17 protein-coding genes, 1 tRNA gene and 3 pseudogenes are annotated in these 20,208 nt (G+C 53.2%); 8 read left to right on the plus strand and 13 right to left on the minus strand.

Going from position 1 to position 20,208, the window contains the following annotated elements; genetic code table 11:
- Window positions 1-41: 41 nt before the first annotated feature.
- Window positions 42-1,736 (minus strand): aa3-type cytochrome oxidase subunit I, encoded by a 1,695-nt coding sequence (ctaD, locus tag CIP100161_RS09405; RefSeq protein ID WP_014318111.1) that lies wholly within the window; start codon window positions 1,734-1,736, stop codon window positions 42-44.
- A gap of 362 nt (window positions 1,737-2,098) precedes the next feature.
- Complete coding sequence (gene nrdF / locus CIP100161_RS09410; protein WP_155873883.1) at window positions 2,099-3,085, minus strand: class 1b ribonucleoside-diphosphate reductase subunit beta; 987 nt, start codon at window positions 3,083-3,085, stop codon at window positions 2,099-2,101.
- Between the two features lie 311 nt (window positions 3,086-3,396).
- Here nrdF and CIP100161_RS09415 point away from each other — a divergent pair, with 311 nt between their 5' ends.
- Complete coding sequence (locus CIP100161_RS09415; protein WP_155873884.1) at window positions 3,397-3,882, plus strand: ferritin; 486 nt, start codon at window positions 3,397-3,399, stop codon at window positions 3,880-3,882.
- Window positions 3,883-3,931: 49 nt separating this feature from the next.
- Here the strand turns inward: CIP100161_RS09415 and nrdE are convergent, their stop codons facing one another.
- The 3 genes from nrdE to nrdH form a co-directional block, all read right to left on the minus strand.
- Window positions 3,932-6,079 carry a class 1b ribonucleoside-diphosphate reductase subunit alpha gene (gene nrdE, locus CIP100161_RS09420; RefSeq protein WP_155874574.1) on the minus strand — a complete coding sequence of 716 codons (2,148 nt, stop codon included), beginning with the start codon at window positions 6,077-6,079 and terminating at the stop codon, window positions 3,932-3,934.
- Window positions 6,080-6,139: 60 nt separating this feature from the next.
- Window positions 6,140-6,565 carry a class Ib ribonucleoside-diphosphate reductase assembly flavoprotein NrdI gene (gene nrdI, locus CIP100161_RS09425; RefSeq protein WP_155873885.1) on the minus strand — a complete coding sequence of 142 codons (426 nt, stop codon included), beginning with the start codon at window positions 6,563-6,565 and terminating at the stop codon, window positions 6,140-6,142.
- Between the two features lie 93 nt (window positions 6,566-6,658).
- Window positions 6,659-6,892 (minus strand): glutaredoxin-like protein NrdH, encoded by a 234-nt coding sequence (nrdH, locus tag CIP100161_RS09430; RefSeq protein WP_010935390.1) that lies wholly within the window; start codon window positions 6,890-6,892, stop codon window positions 6,659-6,661.
- A gap of 302 nt (window positions 6,893-7,194) precedes the next feature.
- Here nrdH and CIP100161_RS09435 point away from each other — a divergent pair, with 302 nt between their 5' ends.
- Window positions 7,195-8,067, plus strand: coding sequence for a phytoene/squalene synthase family protein (locus CIP100161_RS09435; protein WP_155873891.1), 873 nt, complete (start codon window positions 7,195-7,197; stop codon window positions 8,065-8,067).
- Window positions 8,060-9,585 (plus strand): annotated as a pseudogene (locus CIP100161_RS09440) (phytoene desaturase). The gene CIP100161_RS09435 and the pseudogene CIP100161_RS09440 overlap by 8 nt, the downstream one beginning before the upstream one ends.
- 68 nt (window positions 9,586-9,653) lie before the next feature.
- On the opposite strand, the gene ykgO reads toward CIP100161_RS09440, so the two are convergent.
- Window positions 9,654-9,776 carry a type B 50S ribosomal protein L36 gene (ykgO, locus tag CIP100161_RS09445; RefSeq protein WP_003852698.1) on the minus strand — a complete coding sequence of 41 codons (123 nt, stop codon included), beginning with the start codon at window positions 9,774-9,776 and terminating at the stop codon, window positions 9,654-9,656.
- Between the two features lie 153 nt (window positions 9,777-9,929).
- On the opposite strand from ykgO, the gene nadE reads away from it, so the two are divergent.
- Entirely contained in the window at window positions 9,930-10,763 is an 834-nt protein-coding gene (nadE, locus tag CIP100161_RS09450) for an ammonia-dependent NAD(+) synthetase (RefSeq protein WP_155873892.1), read from the plus strand.
- Here nadE and CIP100161_RS09455 read toward each other — a convergent pair.
- From CIP100161_RS09455 to CIP100161_RS12205, 3 genes and pseudogenes are all read right to left on the minus strand, one after another.
- On the minus strand, window positions 10,760-11,197 hold the full coding sequence (locus tag CIP100161_RS09455; protein WP_155873893.1) for a pyridoxamine 5'-phosphate oxidase family protein: 438 nt from the start codon (window positions 11,195-11,197) through the stop codon (window positions 10,760-10,762). The genes nadE and CIP100161_RS09455 overlap by 4 nt on opposite strands.
- A 71-nt stretch (window positions 11,198-11,268) precedes the next feature.
- Window positions 11,269-12,495 (minus strand): annotated as a pseudogene (locus CIP100161_RS12195) (IS30 family transposase).
- 533 nt (window positions 12,496-13,028) lie between these two features.
- Window positions 13,029-13,224, minus strand: a pseudogene (locus CIP100161_RS12205) (site-specific integrase); the annotation flags it as partial.
- Window positions 13,225-13,615: 391 nt separating this feature from the next.
- Here CIP100161_RS12205 and CIP100161_RS09465 point away from each other — a divergent pair.
- The 4 genes from CIP100161_RS09465 to CIP100161_RS09480 all read left to right on the plus strand — a co-directional run bounded on the left by CIP100161_RS09465 (window position 13,616) and on the right by CIP100161_RS09480 (window position 17,085).
- Complete coding sequence (locus CIP100161_RS09465; protein WP_155873895.1) at window positions 13,616-15,775, plus strand: DUF5979 domain-containing protein; 2,160 nt, start codon at window positions 13,616-13,618, stop codon at window positions 15,773-15,775.
- Between the two features lie 147 nt (window positions 15,776-15,922).
- Window positions 15,923-16,090, plus strand: coding sequence for an Arm DNA-binding domain-containing protein (locus tag CIP100161_RS12590; protein ID WP_390884962.1), 168 nt, complete (start codon window positions 15,923-15,925; stop codon window positions 16,088-16,090).
- Window positions 16,091-16,314: 224 nt separating this feature from the next.
- On the plus strand, window positions 16,315-16,632 hold the full coding sequence (locus CIP100161_RS09475; RefSeq protein ID WP_166443167.1) for a tyrosine-type recombinase/integrase: 318 nt from the start codon (window positions 16,315-16,317) through the stop codon (window positions 16,630-16,632).
- Window positions 16,633-16,836: 204 nt separating this feature from the next.
- Window positions 16,837-17,085 carry a tyrosine-type recombinase/integrase gene (locus CIP100161_RS09480; protein ID WP_408609465.1) on the plus strand — a complete coding sequence of 83 codons (249 nt, stop codon included), beginning with the start codon at window positions 16,837-16,839 and terminating at the stop codon, window positions 17,083-17,085.
- Between the two features lie 15 nt (window positions 17,086-17,100).
- Here CIP100161_RS09480 and CIP100161_RS09485 read toward each other — a convergent pair.
- The 4 genes from CIP100161_RS09485 to pgm all read right to left on the minus strand — a co-directional run bounded on the left by CIP100161_RS09485 (window position 17,101) and on the right by pgm (window position 20,171).
- A tRNA-Ala gene (locus CIP100161_RS09485) sits at window positions 17,101-17,173 on the minus strand.
- Between the two features lie 85 nt (window positions 17,174-17,258).
- Complete coding sequence (locus CIP100161_RS09490) at window positions 17,259-17,993, minus strand: DsbA family protein (RefSeq protein WP_155873904.1); 735 nt, start codon at window positions 17,991-17,993, stop codon at window positions 17,259-17,261.
- A 49-nt stretch (window positions 17,994-18,042) separates the two neighbouring features.
- Window positions 18,043-18,495: a MauE/DoxX family redox-associated membrane protein gene (locus tag CIP100161_RS09495; RefSeq protein ID WP_155874575.1), complete on the minus strand. Its 453-nt coding sequence runs from the start codon at window positions 18,493-18,495 to the stop codon at window positions 18,043-18,045.
- Window positions 18,496-18,533: 38 nt separating this feature from the next.
- The gene (gene pgm, locus CIP100161_RS09500; protein WP_155873906.1) at window positions 18,534-20,171 is read right to left on the minus strand and encodes a phosphoglucomutase (alpha-D-glucose-1,6-bisphosphate-dependent); all 1,638 of its coding nucleotides are present in this window, start codon (window positions 20,169-20,171) and stop codon (window positions 18,534-18,536) included.
- Window positions 20,172-20,208: the final 37 nt, after the last annotated feature.

Consider the following 20,208-nt stretch of genomic DNA (forward strand, 5'->3'; position numbering starts at 1 on the left):
TCAAAGTCAGAAAGCGATCAGTTTATCGCTTGTTCACTGGCTCAGTGGTGTCCAATGTGAGCCTCGCGGCGCATGCGCTCCACCATGTGTGGGTAGTGCAGCTCGAAAGCAGGACGCTCAGAGCGGATGCGTGGCAGCGACGTGAAGTTGTGGCGTGGAGGAGGGCAAGAAGTTGCCCACTCCAAAGAGTTGCCGTAACCCCATGGGTCGTCTACGGTCACGATCTCACCGTAACGGTAGGACTTGAACACGTTCCAGATGAATGGGATAACCGAGACACCAAGCAAGAAGGAGAACACGGTAGAAATCTGGTTCAAGGTGGTGAATCCGTCAGACTCGAGGTAGTCAGCGTAACGACGTGGCATGCCCTCGTTACCAACCCAGTGCTGAACCAAGAAGGTGCCGTGGAAGCCAACGAAGGTGATCCAGAAGTGGATCTTGCCCAGACGCTCATCGAGCATGCGGCCGGTCATCTTCGGGAACCAGAAGTACACACCAGCGTAGGAAGCGAATACCACGGTACCGAAGAGGGTGTAGTGGAAGTGTGCAACCACAAAGTAGGTGTCAGAGATGTGGAAGTCCAGTGGTGGGGATGCCAGCATAATACCGGTCAAGCCACCGAAGAGGAACGTCACCAAGAAGCCCATGGTCCACGTCATTGGGGTCTCCCAAGAGATGTGACCGCGCCACATGGTGCCCAACCAGTTGAAGAACTTCACACCGGTAGGAACCGAGATGAGGAACGTCATGAAGGAGAAGAATGGCAACAGGATTGCGCCGGTAACGAACATGTGGTGAGCCCACACAGCCATGGAGAGCATACCGATCGACAAGGTTGCGAAAACCAGGCCGATGTAGCCGAACATTGGCTTACGAGCGAACACTGGGATGACCTCGGAAACGATACCGAAGAATGGCAGTGCAAGGACGTACACCTCTGGGTGGCCGAAGAACCAGAAGAGGTGCTGCCACAGGATGGCACCGCCGTTGCCTGGATCGTAGATGTGGCCGCCGAGCTTACGGTCGTACATAACGCCCAAAGCTGCTGCGGTGAGCAGTGGGAAGATCAGAAGAACGATGACGGAAGCAACGAAGATGTTCCAGCAGAAGATTGGCATACGGAACATGGTCATACCTGGTGCACGCATGCACAGGATGGTGGTGATCATGTTCACGGCGGAAGCAATGGTACCCACACCAGTTGCGCCCACACCGATGATCCAGAAGTCGCCGCCCACGCCTGGGGAGTGGATGGAGTCAGCCAAAGGCAGGTACATCGTCCAGCCGAAGTCTGCCGCACCACCTGGGGTGAGGAAGCCTGCCAGCATTGCGACGACGCCAATCTGTGTGATCCAGAAGCCGAAAGCGTTCAGACGTGGGAATGCCACGTCAGGTGCGCCGATCTGCAATGGCAGAACATAGTTAGAAAAGCCCCACACGACTGGCGTACCAAAGGCCAGCAGCATGATGGTTCCGTGAAGGGTGAACAGCTGGTTGAACTGCTCATTAGACAGGAACTGAAGTCCTGGACTGAAGAGCTCGGCACGAATAAGCAGAGCCATCAGACCACCAACGAAGAACCACACGAAGGACATGACGATGTACATCATGCCCAGCAGCTTGTGGTCAGTTGTGGTCAGCATCTTCCACGCCAGCGTTCCCTTGCGGGCACCACCGGTTGGTGCGGGCCTTGTTGGCTCGGCATAATTTTCGAGCCTCGGCGCCACAGCGGTCATACGATCCTCCTGACTTGTGGGTACCCCATACCACGGCGGGTATGAGGTGACCAGATTTACACTGTGACATCTTATGGCAGGCTATGGCACTAATCCAGCCACTACCCTAGAACCACGTTTCACACCATTAACATTGCAAAGTGTGATCCAGCAGTCAGGGAGACGTCGCAACGCCTTTGTACTGGAGTTTCCTCCGAGATAATCCAATTCAGGTGACTGTCGCCACATTTTTTGGGCAAAAAGTCAATTTTTTAGGGCGATAGAATGCGACCCCGACTTCACCCCCACCCGCGATCAACCTAAAGGTTGAACAAAGAAAACCGCTGTGCAACTAAATTAGTTGCACAGCGGTTTTCATGAAATTAGAAATCCCAGTCGTCGTCCGTGGTGTTCTCAGCTTTGCCGATTACATAGGAAGAACCAGAGCCCGAGAAGAAGTCGTGGTTCTCATCAGCATTCGGGGACAGCGCAGAAAGAATTGCCGGAGACACGCGACACTCATCCGCAGGGAACAATGCCTCATAACCCAAGTTGTTCAGGGCCTTATTGGCGTTGTACCGCAAGAAGCGCTTCACGTCTTCCGTCCAGCCAAGATCGTCATAAAGGTCTTCGGTGTACTGGATCTCATTGTCATAGAGATCGTAGAGCAGGTCGAAGGTGTACTCCTTGAGCTCAGCTTGACGCTCTGAAGTTTCCTTGAGCAACGCCTGTTGGAATTTGTAGCCGATGTAGTAGCCATGCACAGCCTCGTCGCGAATGATCAAGCGAATGATGTCCGCGGTGTTAGTAAGCTTGGCGTGGCTAGACCAATACATCGGAAGATAGAAGCCCGAGTAGAACAAGAAGGACTCCAACAGCGTCGAGGCAACCTTGCGCTTCAGCGGATCGTCACCCTCGTAGTAAGAGAGAATGATCTTGGCTTTCTTCTGGAGGTTTTCGTTTTCCTCAGACCAGCGGAATGCGTCGTTAATTTCCGGTGTGGACGCAAGCGTCATAAAGATATTGGAATAGCTCTTCGCGTGAACGCTTTCCATGAAGGCAATATTGGTATACACCGCCTCCTCATGAAGAGACACAGCATCAGGAAGCATCGACACAGCACCAACGGTTCCCTGAATGGTATCCAGCAGTGTCAGGCCAGTGAACACGCGCATGGTGGTCCGCTTTTCCAGATCATTAAGGGTGTTCCAGCTCTTGATGTCGTTAGACACTGGGATTTTTTCTGGAAGCCAGAAGTTACCCGTCAGGCGGTCCCAAACTTCAAGATCTTTCTCATCCGGAATGGAGTTCCAGTTAATTGCCGCTACCGGCTTCGGATGAGATTCAAAGTATGCGTTGTACGTAGTCACAGGTTGTTACACACTCCTTTTTTGGCAAGTCTTTTTGAGCTTACACCACAACCCCAAAATGTGATCTTTAACACATCAAACAGAACGGGGTTTGGTTTGGCTATGTTTATTGGTGATTGATTTTCAATTGCAGCAAAACGTGGTAAATCTCACCACGACAGGTCACTCAACCAGCCCACTTAGACAAACGCTAAGCAATTATTCAAGCTGAAAAATTTTTAGTTAAGCAAGGGCATCCAAACTCAAAAACCCTAGTTATGCTGGGCTATCTTAAGCTGACAGTTCCTTATTGGACTTTTAACATCAATAGCATGAGCATCAATGAGAAGCTGACAGCAGCACTAAACGACCAAATCACCGCCGAGTTGGAAGCCTCCATGGTTTACCTCCAGCTCTCCTACATCTTGGATGATCTTTCCTTGACCGGAATGAGCAGCTGGATGAAGAAGCAACACCTGGAAGAACTTGATCACGCCGCAGCATTTTCCAAGCACCTTCTGAACCGCGACTACCGTCCACAGATCGGCGACATCGCACCTCCAAAGCTTGATGCTGCAACCGCTATCGAAGCATTTGAGGCATCCCTTGCTCACGAGCAGAAGATTACCAGCATGATCCGCGAACTTGCAGATCTTTCCATGTCTGTGAAGGACCACGATTCCCGTCCACTGATCGATAGCTTCCTGCAAGAGCAGATTGAAGAAGAAGCAACCGTGAAGGAAATCCTCGATCGCCTGCGTATGGCAGACACCGGAACCGGCCTATTGCGCATGGACGCCGAACTGGGAGAGCGTTAATCCCCTCCCCCAGCTAGCTTCTACGAAAATCCCCCGTGAGGGGGATTTTTTATAGCATGCAGGACACGCACCCCTCGACCTCGGTGCCCTCAAGGGCAACTTGGCGTAGACGGATGTAATACAAGGACTTAATTCCCTTGCGCCATGCGTAGATCTGCGCGCGGTTGATGTCACGGGTAGTCACGTTGTCCTTGAAGAACAGCGTCAACGAAAGTCCCTGGTCAACATACTTGGTTGCTACCGCGTAGGTGTCGATAACTTTTTCAAAGCCGATCTCGTAGGCATCTTGGTAGTACTCCAAGTTGTCGTTATCCATGTGTGGCGCTGGATAGTACACACGACCAATCTTGCCTTCCTTACGGATCTCGATGCGAGAAGCGATCGGGTGAATCGACGAGGTGGAGTTGTTGATGTACGAGATCGAACCGGTCGGAGGCACAGCCTGCAGGTAACGGTTGAACAAACCGTCCTTCATGACCAACTGCTTGAGCTCTTCCCAGTCTTGCGCTGTTGGCACAACAATGGTGGAGTTCTCAAATAGCTCTTGAACCTTAGCGGTCTTAGGCGCAAAATCGGCGGGGTCGAAGCGATCAAAGTAGCTGCCATCAGCGTACTCGGATGTTTCAAAGCCCTCGAAACGCTGGCCACGCTCGACAGCGATCTTGTGCGACGCACGCAGGCACTGGTACAAAACAGCCGCGAAGTAGGCGTTGGTAAAGTCCAATCCTTCTTCAGAACCGTAGAAGATGTGCTCACGCCCCAAGTAACCATGCAGGTTCATTTGACCCAGGCCAATGGCATGAGCTGCGTCGTTGCCCTTCTTAATGGACGGCACCGAATCGATGGAGGTCTGCTCGGAGACAGCGGTCAAGCCACGAATTGCGGTTTCCACGGTCTTAGCAAAGTCGGCGGAATCCATGGCCATGGCGATGTTCATAGAGCCAAGGTTGCAGGAAATGTCCTCGCCAACGTGTTCGTAGGTGAGGTCGGCGTTAAGAACTGATGGCGAGTTGACCTGCAGGATCTCCGAACACAGGTTGGACATGTTAATCCGGCCTTCGATGGGGTTGGCGCGGTTAACGGTGTCCTCGAACATAATGTACGGGTAGCCGGACTCAAACTGGATCTCTGCGATGGTCTGGAAGAACGAACGCGCATTGATCTTGGTCTTGCGGATGCGAGGATCTTCGACCATGTCAGCGTAGAGATCGGTGACAGAGATATCTGCGAATGGCTTTCCGTAGACGCGCTCAACGTCATAGGGGCTAAACAGATACATGTCTTCGTTGCGCTTGGCCAGCTCAAAGGTGATGTCCGGGATCACGATGCCCAACGACAGCGTCTTAATGCGGATCTTCTCATCGGCATTTTCGCGCTTGGTATCCAAGAAGCTCAAGATGTCGGGGTGGTGTGCGTTGAGGTACACAGCACCTGCGCCTTGGCGGGCACCGAGCTGGTTTGCGTAAGAGAAGGAGTCTTCGAGCAGCTTCATCACGGGGATAACGCCGGAAGACTGGTTCTCGATCTTCTTGATCGGCGCACCGGATTCACGCAGGTTGCTCAGTAGCAAAGCCACGCCGCCGCCGCGCTTAGAAAGCTGTAGTGCGGAGTTAATGGAACGTCCGATCGATTCCATGTTGTCTTCGATACGCAACAGGAAGCAGGATACCGGCTCGCCGCGCTGGGCCTTACCGGAGTTGAGGAAGGTCGGGGTTGCCGGCTGGAAACGTCCGGTCATGATCTCGTCAACGAGGTTACGAGCCAGCTCGATGGAACCGTCGGCAAGCGTTAGCGCCACCATGCACACGCGATCCTCGAAGCGTTCGAGGTAGCGTCGACCGTCGAAGGTTTTGAGTGTGTACGAGGTGTAGTACTTGTAGGCACCCAAGAATGACTTGAAGCGGAACTTATGCGCATAGGCCTGTTTGAATAGGTCTTTGATGTCCGCAAAGGAGTACTTGTCCAGTACTTCGGGCTCGTAGTAGTTGTTTTCTACGAGGTATTCGATCTTTTCTTCTAGATCGTGGAAGAACACCGTGTTCTGGTTGACATGCTGCAAGAAGAACTGGTTGGCCGCTTCGCGGTCTTTATCAAATTGGATTCGTCCGTTTGCGTCATAAAGGTTCAACAGTGCGTTCAGTGCGTGGTAGTCGAGTTGCTCAGAGCGGGATACTGGCTCAGCAACGTGCCTTCCCATAGATTGATTCACGAGACAAATCCTTACAAGATTGCTTGATGGATAGGGGAAAATATTCAGTTACTTTTCAAGACCTAGTGCCGCTGCGTTTTCTCGCAGACCGTCGCGCACTAGCCTTACATCTTCATCGTTGCCCATGAGTTCAAATCGATACACATAGGGTACCGAACATTTCTGCGAAATCACATCCCCAGCTTTACCAAAGTCAAGGCCAAAGTTGGAGTTTCCGCCCGAGATGACCGCGCGGATAAAACTGCGATTATGTTCGTTGTTCAGGAATTTAATCACCTGAACTGGTACTGGCTTTGTGTTGTTTCCGCTTATCGACGCTCCCCCGCCGTACGTTGGGCACACAAGAACGTAGGGTTCGTCGACACGCAGCGGGGTGTCAGTCCTAGTGAGGGGGATGCGCTGGGACGGAAATCCCAGTTTCTCTACAAACCTTTTGGTGTTTTCAGTAGCCGAAGAGAAATAGACAATCAGCATTTCGCCGATATCCCTTCCTTTATATAGACATAAGGAAAGCCGCCGACGGAACAACCCAGTTGCTGCCGTGGCGGCACAAAGTGATGTGTGGCGCTACGCTACCTGTGCCGCCAAGGAACTGATGCGCTCAGGACGGAAGCCTGACCAGTGTTCGCCGTTTGCTTCAACGACAGGTGCCTGCAGATACCCGAGCCCCATGACGTAGTCGCGGGCCTGATCGTCAACGCTGATATCTACGAGGGTGTAATCCAATCCGGCTCGGTCGAGAGCCTTTTTGGTTGCGTTGCACTGGACGCAAGCTGGCTTGGTATACACGGTGATAGACATAGCGCAAACTTCCTATTTCTTAACAAATTATGAGATTACCGAGGGAACGAGATTACTCTCGGCGACATGAAAAGACACTATACTTTGTGGTACTTTTCCGCAACCGGCACAATATCTAGTATCCCTGTTTAACAAACCCCCAGCAACCACGTGCGCAGGACCCCTACATGTTGAGGTTGGACCCAGCGAGGGTCAAAACGAGCCGTTTCACATATGCCCAGCTCACCCAAAACACATCCGCATAAGCCCAGCACGGACGTTATCAGATTGTTATATTGGCGTTGCTGATAGGATCAGGACACGTGGACCACCGGCAAACATTCCTCTCTCGCTACGACACCGCGGCATGCAAAGCAGCACATGAAATCATCAGCTGCTACTCCACCAGCTTCGGCCTAGCCACAAAACTCTTGCGTGGCCGCATCCGCACGGACATCAGCAACCTCTACGCCATGGTGCGCATCGCCGACGAAATCGTCGACGGCACAGCACACATGGCAGGCCTAGACCCCCACGCCATCTCCCAGCTGCTCGACGATTATGAAGCAGCCGTCCTCGCCGCCCCCGCGCAACGATTCCACGCCGACCCCGTCCTCCACGCTTGGGCGCTAAGCGCTAGGCGCTGCAAATTCAAAACTGAACAAATCCAGGCATTTTTCGCCTCCATGCGCAACGACCTGCACAAGCACACCTACGAAGCAGCCGAGTTCAACGAATACGTCTACGGCTCCGCCGAGGTCATAGGCCTTATGTGCTTGGACGCCTTCCTCGTAGAACAGCACCCCCGCCCCCACGAGCGCACCCTGATGGAACACGGAGCCCGCAGCCTCGGAGCAGCCTTCCAAAAAATCAACTTCTTGCGCGACCTCGAAGAAGACACCCACGTACTCGGACGCAACTATTTCCCCCAGCTCACCGGCGAGCTTACCGACGCCACCAAGGCGCTCCTCGTCGCCGACATCCGCACCGACCTTGCCGCCGCCTACCGCTGTATCCCACTCTTGCCTTTCGACGCCCGTGTCGGTGTCCAAGCAGCCGCAGACCTGTTTACAGCCCTAACCGACCGTATCCACCAAGCCTCCGCTGTCGAAGTCACCCACACTCGGATCCGTATCCCCAAAGCCCAAAAAATCGCCATCATCACCCAAGCCCCCTGGAGAGCATTACATGGCTAAACACGCAATTGTTATTGGCGCCGGTGTCGCAGGTCTTGCCACCGCCGGACTCCTTGCACGCGAGGGCTACCACGTGCGCGTCTTTGAAAAACTCGACGCCCCTGGCGGCCGCGCCGGCCAACTCATCGACAGCGGCTTCCGTTGGGACACCGGCCCCTCCTGGTACCTCATGCCCGAAGCCTACGACCGCTTCTTTGAGCTCATGGGCACCACCACCGAGCAGGCCTACGAACTTGTCGATCTCCACCCCGCCTATCGGCTCTTTCCCGAAGGATCCCCAGCAATCGACGTGGATAGTGGCGTGGGAAACGTCGCAACGCTTTTCGACGCCCTCGACCCCGGCGCCGGCAAAAAAATACGACGCTACCTACGCGACGCTTCCACGGTGTACCACCTCTCCCTGCGTTACTTCCTCTACACCACCTTTAGCAACCCACGCGACTTCCTGCGTGCCGACATCCTTCGCCGCCTCCCCTACCTCGCACGACTCTTAAGCAGCTCACTTGATACCTGGGTACGCAACCGATTCCACCACCCCATCCTGCGACAAATACTGAGCTACCCCGCAGTCTTCCTATCCACCCAACCCACCCAAGCGCCCGCGCTCTACTCCCTCATGAGCCACACCGACCTCGTCGAAGGCGTGCGCTACCCCGCGGTGGATTCGCTGCGATCATGTCTGCCATCGAAAAAATCGACCGCGACGCCGGCGTGGAGTTCTACTACCAACACGAAGTCACCGACATCACCATCGAATCCGGTCGCGCCTGCGGAATCACCGCCACCGGCCCCCACGGCACCTCCACTTTCGACGCCGACGTAGTTGTTTCCACAGCCGACCTCCACCACACCGAAACCCACCTGCTACCGCCCCACCTGCGCAGCTACCCCGAAGACTACTGGCACAAACGCAACCCAGGCCTCGGCACTGTCCTCATCATGCTCGGCGTACGCGGACAGCTTCCCGAACTCGCTCACCACAATCTGCTGTTCAGCAAAGACTGGGACCCCGATTTCGCCGCCGTCTATTCTGGCCCTCACTCCTCCCGACCACTCGATGCGTCCCGCTCCATCTACATTTCCAAAACCTCCGCAACCGACCACGACGCCGCCCCCGAGAGACACGAAAACCTCTTCATCCTCGTGCCCGTCCCCGCCAACGACGCCATCGGCCACGGCAACACCTACCACCGCACCGCCTCCCCACGAGTCGAAGAAATCACCCGCGCAACAATCGCACAGATCGCCACATGGACCGGTATCAGCGACCTCGCCGAGCGCATAGTGGTAACCAAAACAATTGGGCCCGCCGACTTTTCCGAGCGCTACCACGCATGGTCTAGCGGCGCTATCGGACCGGCACATACCCTTATGCAATCCGCGTTCTTCCGAGGCAAAAACATGTCATCGAAAGTCAAAGGCCTCTACTACGCTGGCGGCACCACCGTACCCGGTGTCGGTGTGCCCATGTGCTTGATCTCCGCAGAAAACGTGATCGCACGAATCAAAGAAGCATAGGATCTTTTGCAGAGATAACAAAAAAGACCGTCACCTCTCGGTGACGGTCTTTGAAGTTATAACACGAATTAGCCCTGACGAGCCTTGAAACGTGGGTCTTTCTTGTTGATCACATAGACCTTGCCGCGACGACGCACAACCTGAGCGCCCGGCTTGTTCTTCAGCGACCGAAGGGACTTACGGACCTTCATCGGGCGCTCCTTTCTTCTCCACAAAAGCCTTGAACGGGCTTTACAGTTTACGACGGCGAGACTCCGACAAAGCCTGCCATGACACGAGGAACAATACTATCCCATAGCACAACCAAATGCCAAACCGTGCCACTTGGTGCATAAGATTACACCATGACTACTTCCCCCATGCGCAACAACATCATCCACCGACTAGGAACTAAACCGACCATCAACCCAGCGGAAGAAATCCGCACCCGCGTCGACTTTCTCACCCGTTACATCAAGCACTCTGGCACCAAAGGTTTCGCGCTAGGGATCTCCGGCGGACAAGATTCCACGCTCGCAGGCCGCCTCGCCCAACTCGCAGTAGAACAGCTACGAGAGGCCAGCTACCCCGCCGAATTCTGGGCAATCCGCCTCCCCTACGGTGTACAGGCCGACGAAGACGATGCCCGCATCGCCCTAGAATTTATCCAGCCCGACCACAGTGTGGTCATCAACATTAAAGAAGCGACCGACGCAGCCGCCCGCGCCACCGCCCAAGCATTGGGGCTTCAAGACGTAGGCGACTTCAATAAAGGCAACATCAAAGCCCGCCAACGCATGATCGCCCAATATGCACTCGCTGGGGAAAAGAAACTGCTCGTGATTGGCACCGACCATGCCGCAGAAAACGTCACCGGATTCTTTACAAAATTCGGCGACGGCGGCGCCGACATCCTCCCGCTTGCAGGCCTATCTAAACGCCAAGGTGCCGCCCTCCTAGAACACCTAGGCGCACCAGCATCCACGTGGGAAAAAGTCCCCACCGCCGACCTCGAAGAGGATCGCCCAGCGCTTCCCGACGAAGAAGCACTCGGCGTAACCTACCGAGAAATCGACGCCTACATCGAGGGACATGGAGAAGTCTCACCCGAGGCACAACAGCGCATCGAGCACCTCTGGAAGATTGGCGAACATAAGCGCCACCTGCCCGTCGAACCCGATGACACCTGGTGGAACTAGTAGCGCTCCGGTTCCTCCCCAAAGACAAACGCTCGGCCGGATACCTCGCGGACGTCGATACGCACAAAGTTGTACTTTAACGTTGGCAGCCATGGTTTCAGGCCGAGTGTATCCGCATGTCGAGCCTCTTCAGTATCACGAACCACATGCGCATTACCCTTAAGGACCACCGACCAGCCCTCTGCATCATCAAAGCGATCCACCTCAAACAACACATCAGAATTGAGGTTCACACTAAACAACTTGGTGCCTTCAGCCGTGCGGAAATACACCCGAGGCTGCTCAGCAGAATTATCAAGCACAAAATTTACGGGGAAAATATCGAGATCATCCTTGCGGTGCACAACAAGACGGCCCACCGACTCCGACGACAGTCGAGACAACGAATCAGATAAATCAAGAATGGTAATTGGATCGCTCATAATTCCCATCATGGCAAGGATCTACGTCGCTGTGTGACATTTACCCCATTTGGGCGGATTCTAGGGTTCGTGGAAAACACGTCCTATATTTCAGTTGACTCTAACAACACAACCATTCGTTCAGCTGGTGTATCGTAACCGAGAGTTTTGCGTGGCCGACGATTGAGTTACATAGCAACGGATTCAAGTTCTTCAATGGTGTGGATACTCAGATCGGTTCCTTTAGGAAAAATACTGCCGTAACAGGCCATTAGTGTTTTCATTGGTTCCCCTCTGCCACGGCGAGCCTGGATCACAAAAATACACCGGACAATCAGTAGCAATAGAAAAAGATTGATGACCAGCCATTTCACTTCCCTGATCCCATGTCAAAGATCCTTTAAGATGCTGCGGCAGGCCACCAATAGCTTTGACCAAGTCTTCTCGGACTTCTTGGGCGCCGTGACCATAAGGCAAATGAAGCAACATGACATACCTCGCACTACGCTCAACGAGGGTACCGATTGCTGACTTGTTTCCTTTACCAAGAATGAAATCCCCTTCCCAGTGACTAGGAACAGCACGGCTTGCAACCTCAGCCGGCCAGTTGGAAATCATAATCATTAGGTCAACAAAACGCTGACGAGAAACACGCTGACCACGCGGCTTACGTTACGTATGACCGCGGCGTAATGCCGCAGCGATCTCTTTCTTCAGCCCCCTTGGCCTAGAAGAACAATGATTGATAAATAGTTTCCGGACACACATACATAGTGTCATCGCCAAGATAGTCCCTGCGCAACCTTCCGGAAATCTGCTCCGGAGAATACCTACCTTTAAACATCGACCGCACTGCGTTGCGAAGCTGCGGATTGGCATCCACCTTGCGCTTTTAGGCCGAAACTGCCGTAGGACTGATTGACGATGCGCATACGAAAGCAGATACAGCCCGAATTCGTCACGGTTGCGCGCAAACTCTTTGCTGATCGTGCCAGCTGAGCGCCCTAAGTGTCGGGCAATCTCGCGGACTCCTGCGCCGCATCGTTTCATATCGAAGATGATCTCGCACTCCTCCACGGATAGGTACCTCGGTGAAATCCGCTGATCGATACGCTCCTGCGGGATAATCTGGACGGGAACCGCTTCACGGCCGTCAACATAGGGGGATGACATGCATAAGCCTGTTATACAGTGCCACATCCGGCCCGTGGGGCACGCAAGGCTTGCGCCCTGTTGTCAACTTGACGAGCCCTTTATCAATATCGGCCGCGACACGCGGATGAATGCCACACAGCTGCCGCATCGTTACGGCCAAGAGCATGGGCACGCAGTTGAAGATACTCACATCGACGTGCCGTAGCTTTCGCAGTGCGCCCATGCTCATTACGGTGCCACAAGCCCAGCCCAATACCGATGCGATAGACAACGCTCGGACTGACAGACAGTTCGCGCACAATATCCATCGGCGCTAGACCTTTAAGTCACAGCTGGGCAATCTTATCGCTTTCAGCCGGTTTTACCCGCCTTACCTGCCTTATAAGCAACCCGAATTCACGAGCGAGCCGATAAGCCACTGAGTGCGGCAATTCCACTGCCGCTGCAGCCGCCCGCACCGAACTTCTTGCTTTTATCAATGCGCGCAAGCGCGCTACCACCGCAGACTCTGGATCCCACTTCGAGCCCATGAAATCACCCAATTCTTGCCAGGTGTTTCCACGCCCCCTAGAACCCGCCGATGATCACATCTTGAGGTAAACCCCGAGGAAGCTGTGCTCTACCTCGGGGTTTATTTTTGCTCCTACTCACCACAAAGAGGAACTGTTTTGAACTATAACATGCCTTTATCTAGTTTTCCCTGAGTCTTTTACCCCATGCTGTCGTTGATCTTACCCATGAGTGTGTCGGTTCGCCCGGCTCGAGTTTTCATGTAGACCCTCATGATGGTTTCTAGGTCAGACTGTCCAAAAATTTGCGCCAATCTCTTTTAGGTGAGCTCCTTGCTCTGCAATACGTGTGATAAGCCAGTTTCTGTCACAGTGTGGATCGATGAAAGCTGGAACGTCTGCGGCATCTTCTTCCATAAGATCGGACACACCTAGAATGGTGAGGGCTCCTGTGCGGTAGAAAAAGTTCAGTTTTTAACTAGGAGTTGGTGCGTACCATTTTCACTTATTGCGCAGGTGGTTACAGTTATGACTAGGGAATCTTTATATCACTCTAAAAAATTTTCCGTGAACCATTTCCCCTGAAATATAGCCTCAAACTGGAAAACACGCACATTCCTTCGCCCTGTGCCCAATAAGACATTTGTTGCTTCGTTACCGAACTTGTGCGTATACGCCCACAAACATAGAATCTGAGCATACCGTTATCAAAATATTTAAATACACTAAATTTATATCATTTTGCAATGCCTCCCCCTGATTTCCTACACCGTAAGATGAAAAGACTATGACCTCTAAACTAAGACACACCACACTAAAGGCCCTAGCTAAAAGCCCATGGCTTGCTGCATTATTCGCCTTGCTGATCGTAGCAACCGTCGTGCCTTTCGTCATCCAGCGCTCCCCCTCCGCGATAGCACAAACACAGTGCACAGGTGGCACCTGGTCGAATATCAAATGGAAAGACGATAGTCCGAACATCAACAACGGAAAATACGTAGGTCCGGGCGGATTCGCAGAAGTCCAATTTGATTGGAAAGCCAACCAAAACGCCAAAGCCGGCGATACCATCACAATCAAACTTCCAAAAGAACTAAAAGCTGTCAATACTGGAACAGTTCCGCTTCAAGATAAAAACGGCGAGATCGTCGCCACTGGTTCATGGTCCGGCGACGAATTCATCATCACGCTCACCGATTTCCAGAATCGTAACTTCGATGTTGAGGGCAGTGCATTCGTCTCTGTTGCATGGAATACAAGTAGCAGTTTCGACGGTAGCCTGAATTTCACAGGATGTAATAGCGACAGTCTGCTTGGCAAATTTGAGCAACGTGAGGGTGGACTTTTCCACGATGACTCAAAAATCGGTGAATACACCGGTTACGATGAGAAAACTGGCAACTACAAAATCCAGTGGTCAGTAGGAATCGATCCTAAAAAGCACCAACACAATGATTACCGAGTCATTGTTACAGATAAAGCCCCTGAAGGATGGAAGTTTACCTGCGACGCGAACGACGCTAACGGCTATTATCCAGTCTTTGTATCTTCCTTCGTTCAGGGAGGAAACGGACAAGCACAGCATGTAAAACATGCAATTTACGATAAGGATAGCAACCCCAGCGGTGGAACGATCAATGGTGTCACTAATCTAAAAAATGAAGCCGCTCAACAAGGCCATAATTACACAATTAACTGCACTTCGGGCGAAGTTTCCGTTGAATTCCCACGTGGCTTATACGAACAATCCGGCCCTATCCTGACGCTTACAGCTGTGACAAAAACCAAGCCTGCACCAGGTAGCATCGTGACAAACAAGGCCACAATCGACAACGTCGAGGTCGAAGGACACGTTCGCTTCCCCAACGCCGGTGGCCTAGGACGAGGCAGCAAAGGTGGTTTCACCATCGAGAAAAGCGTTGTAGGAACAGAAGAAGACAAAGCCAAAGAATACATATTCGACTACCAGTGCACGCCTGCTAATGGTGGAATGGATAAAAATGGCCAAGTTAAGGTAAAACACGGCGAATTCGCCCATATTAAAGACTTGGATAAAGGTCTAAAGTGCACAGTCAAAGAACAAACCCCAGAGGTAAGAGAAGGCCGGAAGCTTACGACATCTTGGGTTGTAATCGACAAAGATAATAAGGCCACTAGCTTCAATTCCACTGCTACCGTCGACATCACGATTGAAGATCCAAGCGAAGAGGCCGTCCATCTCGTTGCAACGAACAAATTTGAGCCAAAGCAAACTGGTAGTTTCACCCTTAAGAAAAAAGTAGAGGGTGTAGAAACTTCAGAGAAGTTCACGTTCAAGTGGGAATGCACAGCTAACGAGGGTGCAAAGGTTAGCGGTGAAAACACGCTTGCTCATAATGAGGAGGCAAAGATTGAGAATCTCCTTCTCAATTCGACTTGTAAGATCACTGAAACTCCTGTGGAGCTAGAAGGTTATACGCATTCTTTGAGCTGGCTAACCAATGGCGAAAAGAGCGGTTCTGAGAATCCGTTCACGGTAACCCCGCGTGATGAAAGCGTCCAGCTTCCATTGGTTGTAACTGCAGTGAATAAGTACACCCCTGTGGTACCTCCTGTAGTACCAACAACCTCTTCGTCCACAAGTACAACGACCACAGAACCAACAACCTCTTCGTCCACAAGTACAACGACCACAGAACCAACAACCTCTTCGTCCACAAGTACAACGACCACAGAACCAACAATCCCTACCCCCTCAATAGTGCCCCCAGCACCGAACCCCCCAACTCCGACAGCTACGCCTCAAGCGCAGCCATCACCTACAGCTCCACAGCCAGAACGCGGTAAAGGTGTGCTTGCAAAAACAGGTGCATCTGTTATCTGGATAGCCCTGTTCGCGATCCTGTTATCAGCTATTGGCGGAATAATCGTATTCTTTACAAACCAGAAAAGACGTAACAACGACTAATCCCTGAGGTTAAAAGCTAGGCACCTCCCTATTCTTACGGGTAGGTGCCTAGCTTTTTACTATGGGCGCTACAACATTTTAATGTGCTAAACGATCTCTTAAACATCAACCACCCCGTCAAACACCACCCCTACGAAAAATCCCCTCATGGCCTCTATCAAGAAGTGCACCACCGCTAAAGGCACCGCCTGGCGCGTCCAATACCGTAGCCCCGATGGAAGATCGCACACCAAGCAAGGGTTCCGCACCAAGACAGAAGCACAGCGCTGGGCCGACAAAACGCCACGACGATTATACCGAGGGGTCGTGGGTTAATCCGCAGCATGGGAAAACCCGTGTAGCGGATCTCGCTGAAATCTGGTGGGAAGGCCGACAGCATCTCAAGGCATCTACACTTGACCGCGACAAGCCCATCCGTGCTCGCGTTATCAAGCAATGGGGGGGGGGAATGGCAGGTTGGTGCGATTCGCACCTCTAGCATTCAGGCGTGGGTATCTGGAATGGGGAAGTCCGGGTCCCCGGTTCGTAATTTTCACAATATGCTCTCCCAAATCCTTGATGTGGCCGTGGCGGATGGGCTCATCCTGACTAATCCTGCGCATGGGGTGAAGCTGCCAAAGAAGAGTGCTCCTGTGAAGGTTTTTCTCACCCCTAGGCAGCTTTCTACGCTCGCTAAGGCCGCGGGGGACTCCAGTAGGGACTGCGGGACCATCGTGTGGGTTTTAGGCACTGTGGGACTGCGTTGGGGTGAGCTGGCAGGCCTAAAGGTGGGTGATATTGATTTTGACCGTGCAAGGATTACTGTGAGGCGCTCGGTGTCGTATGTGAAGACGAGTTGGGTGGAGTCTGCCCCCTAAGACACATGAGCGTCGCGAGGTTTCTATGAGTCTGCCGGTCTCGCGGATGCTGTACGCGCAGTGCCGTGGGAAGTCTCAAGATATGTGGGTTTTACGCGTGCTAATGGTGAGCCGCTGCGCCCTGTGAATGCTACGACTGGGTGGTTTCGTGCGGCGGTTGAGAGGGTCCAGGGGAAGATTCTAGCTTTCCAAGCCTTACCCCGCATGAAGCTTCGGCATGTGGCGGCGGGGCTTTTGGTGTCGGCTGGGGCGAATGTGAAGGTGGTTCAGAAGCAGTTGGGGCATGCTTCGGTGGCCATGACGTTGGATACATATGCGGCTCTTTTTGATGACGATCTGGATTCTGTTGGTGAGACTCTGGGAGGCATTTTGGCGGATGTCGTGGAAATGTCGTGGGATCGTAAAAGTCTTGCGTGTTGTGGGTATAAAAATAACCCCTCACCTGCGGTTTAGGTGAGGGGTTGTCGGTGGAGCTAACGGGATTCGAACCCGTGACCCCCACACTGCCAGTGTGATGCGCTACCAGCTGCGCCATAGCCCCGACAAACAAGATCAAAGATCTTTGTTCGTGGTTGATATTACTGCAGCATGGCATGATGGCAAAATCTGCACATCACGGGCGGTTTTTAAGAGGTTGCTTGCTCAACCCAGGTTTCGATTCCGTTTTCTACTTCCTGGCCGTCGATAAAGACGCGTGGCGAGGAAACGCTGCCGCCGTCCTTCTCCAGCTTCTTGGAGTTGGCCTCAGCAAACTTACGGAAGTCCTCCTTGGCACCACCCTCGCGAATCTTCTGAGCTACCTCATCAGATGCGCCAAGACTCTTGGCAACGTCAGCGAAGTCGTTATCGCCCCACTGGCCGTAGATGGTCTTTTGCTCCTTCATGAGCAAAGCACGGTAGTTCCAGTACGTTTCCCAGTCACCGCTTTGCGCCACAGCGAGTGCGGCGGCACCAGCCTTGGTGGAGTTGCCGTCTTGGCTGTCGCGGTCAAGGAAGTTCAAAATACGAAGGTTAACAACGATGTCACCGTTTTCGATGGCTTTTTTCATGGGGCCGTCGGTGACCTCACCAAGCTCGGCGCAGTGCGGGCACGAGAAGTCCTCGTAGAAGTCGATCTTCTTCGCATCCTTCTTAGCGTTATCTGCTTTGAGAACAATGGCAGAATCGGTCACACTACCAGTAAAGCTAACAGATTCTTTGTCATAATCAGCGTACTTGTTAGCCTGGTGTGCTTTGCCTTGCACAACAACATAGGCTACAACGGCAACAACCACGACGAGTAGTGCCAGAAGAGCCCACAGAAATCCATTGGATTTTTCAGTTGGGTTCTTAATTTTCCTAGAACCAGCTTTTTTACTCACGTTTTCACCTTGGGTTGGTTTATTTATCGCAGCTCATGCTACAGAACAATTATGCGTAGAGCGCAAATTTCTTAAATGGACGATAGACAGTCCACAACGACAGCGCAATAAAGAAAATGTCACGAAGAATAATCAACGCGTAGTCACGCGCGGTGTTTTCCCCTAGCCCCTGCGGGCCGAAGCATCCACAGTCGATACCAAGGTTGCGTGCCCATGCCTGTGCGATACCAGCAATGAACAAAACAAGGACCGTGACCGAGATCCAGCTTGCCTTGCGTAAGAAAATACCGAACAGGAGCAGCACACCACCAGCGATTTCTAGGGGGCCGATGACGCTCGCCAGCCCGTTCGACCAAGCATCTGTGAAAATTTCATAGGCCTTGATCGATTGGGCTGTTTCCATGCGGTTGTTGATTTTGGATATACCGGCCGCAAGCCAAATATATGCCATGAAAAACCGCGCGAATGCGCTTATGCAGTCAAGCACAAGGTGTAAAGACACTCGCTTCTTTGAAGTTCCAGTCACCTTGGTCAGTCTAATCACAAAACGTCAGAAACGAGATTCTGCGCCTCGCGCTGTACCATCGCGAGGTGGTCCGCCCCTAGGAAGGACTCGGCATAGATCTTGTACTTGTCTTCCGTGCCGGATGGACGTGCCGCAAACCACGCGTTTTCGGTGGTCACCTTCAATCCGCCGATAGCAGCGCCATTGCCAGGAGCAGCGGTGAGCTTCGCAGTGATCGCCTCACCGGCCAGCTCAGTGACGGTTACCTGCTCGGGCGAGAGCTTCTTGAGTACTGCCTTTTGCTCACGGGTAGCTGGCGCATCGGTACGTGCGTAGACAGGGGAACCGAAACGAGCGGCAAGTTCTTCGTAGCGTTGCGACGGCGTCTTTCCGGTCACTGCAGTGATTTCCGAGGCAAGCAGATCTAGGATAATGCCGTCTTTGTCAGTCGACCACACGGTGCCATTGTGTCGAAGGAAGGACGCGCCAGCGGATTCCTCGCCACCGAACCCCACGGAGCCGTCGACAAGCCCCGGGACGAACCACTTAAAGCCCACAGGCACCTCCACCAACTTGCGGCCAAGGTCGGCGACCACGCGGTCGATCATCGAAGAACTCACCAAGGTCTTGCCCACAGCCGTTGAGGTGTTCCACTGCGGGCGGTGCGAGAACAAGTAGTCGATGGCCACAGCAAGATAGTGGTTAGGGTTCATCAATCCAGCATCAGGTGTGACAATGCCATGGCGATCAGCGTCGGCGTCGTTACCCGTGGCGATGTCATACTTCGTGCGGTTATGCATCAGCGAGGCCATCGAGTCCGGCGACGAGCAGTCCATGCGGATCTTGCCATCGGTGTCAAGGGTCATAAACCGCCAGGTGGCGTCGACAAGCGGATTGACCACGGTCAAGTTAAGTGAATGCTTCTCAGCAATCGCGCCCCAGTAGTCCACCGAAGCACCGCCCATGGGATCAGCGCCAATTGCTAGGCCGGAACCACGAATTGCGTCGATGTCCACCACATTGGGAAGATCCGCGATGTAGTTCTCCATATAGTTGTGACGATGTGCGCGTGGGTCGAGCACACCCGCAACCGAGGTGCGCTTCACCGATACCAAGCCTTCGCGCAGCAGCGTGTTGGCGCGATCCGCAATCCAGTCAGTGGCATCGGTATCAGCAGGTCCGCCATTGGGTGGATTGTACTTAAAACCACCATCACGAGGCGGATTGTGCGAAGGAGTAATCACGATACCATCGGAATACTGTGACGAGTCGCTGCGCTGTGCGTTGTACGCCAAGATCGCGTGAGAGACAGCTGGCGTTGGGGTGTAGCGGCCGCGGTCGTCGACAAGCACCTCGACGCCATGGGCCAACAGCACCTCAAGGGCAGAAATCATTGCCGGCTCGCTCAGCGCATGCGTGTCGCGACCAATAAAGATCGGACCGCTAATGTGGTGCTGCGCACGGTATTCCACGATCGCTTGGGTGATGGCAAGAATGTGATTCTCATTGAAAGCTGTGTCCAGCGAAGAACCGCGGTGGCCCGAGGTACCAAAAGCTACCTGTTGATCTGGGTTATCGGCGTCTGGTGTCCGCGTGTAATAGGCGGTAACCACCTCAGCTATATCAATGAGGTCCTGGGGTTGCGCAAGTTGACCTGCTCGTTCGTGTGCCATGAAGCTGCTCCTGCAACGCATAGTCGAAAGTCTTAAC

This window comes from Corynebacterium rouxii, assembly GCF_902702935.1.
In the GTDB taxonomy this organism is placed as follows: domain Bacteria; phylum Actinomycetota; class Actinomycetes; order Mycobacteriales; family Mycobacteriaceae; genus Corynebacterium; species Corynebacterium rouxii.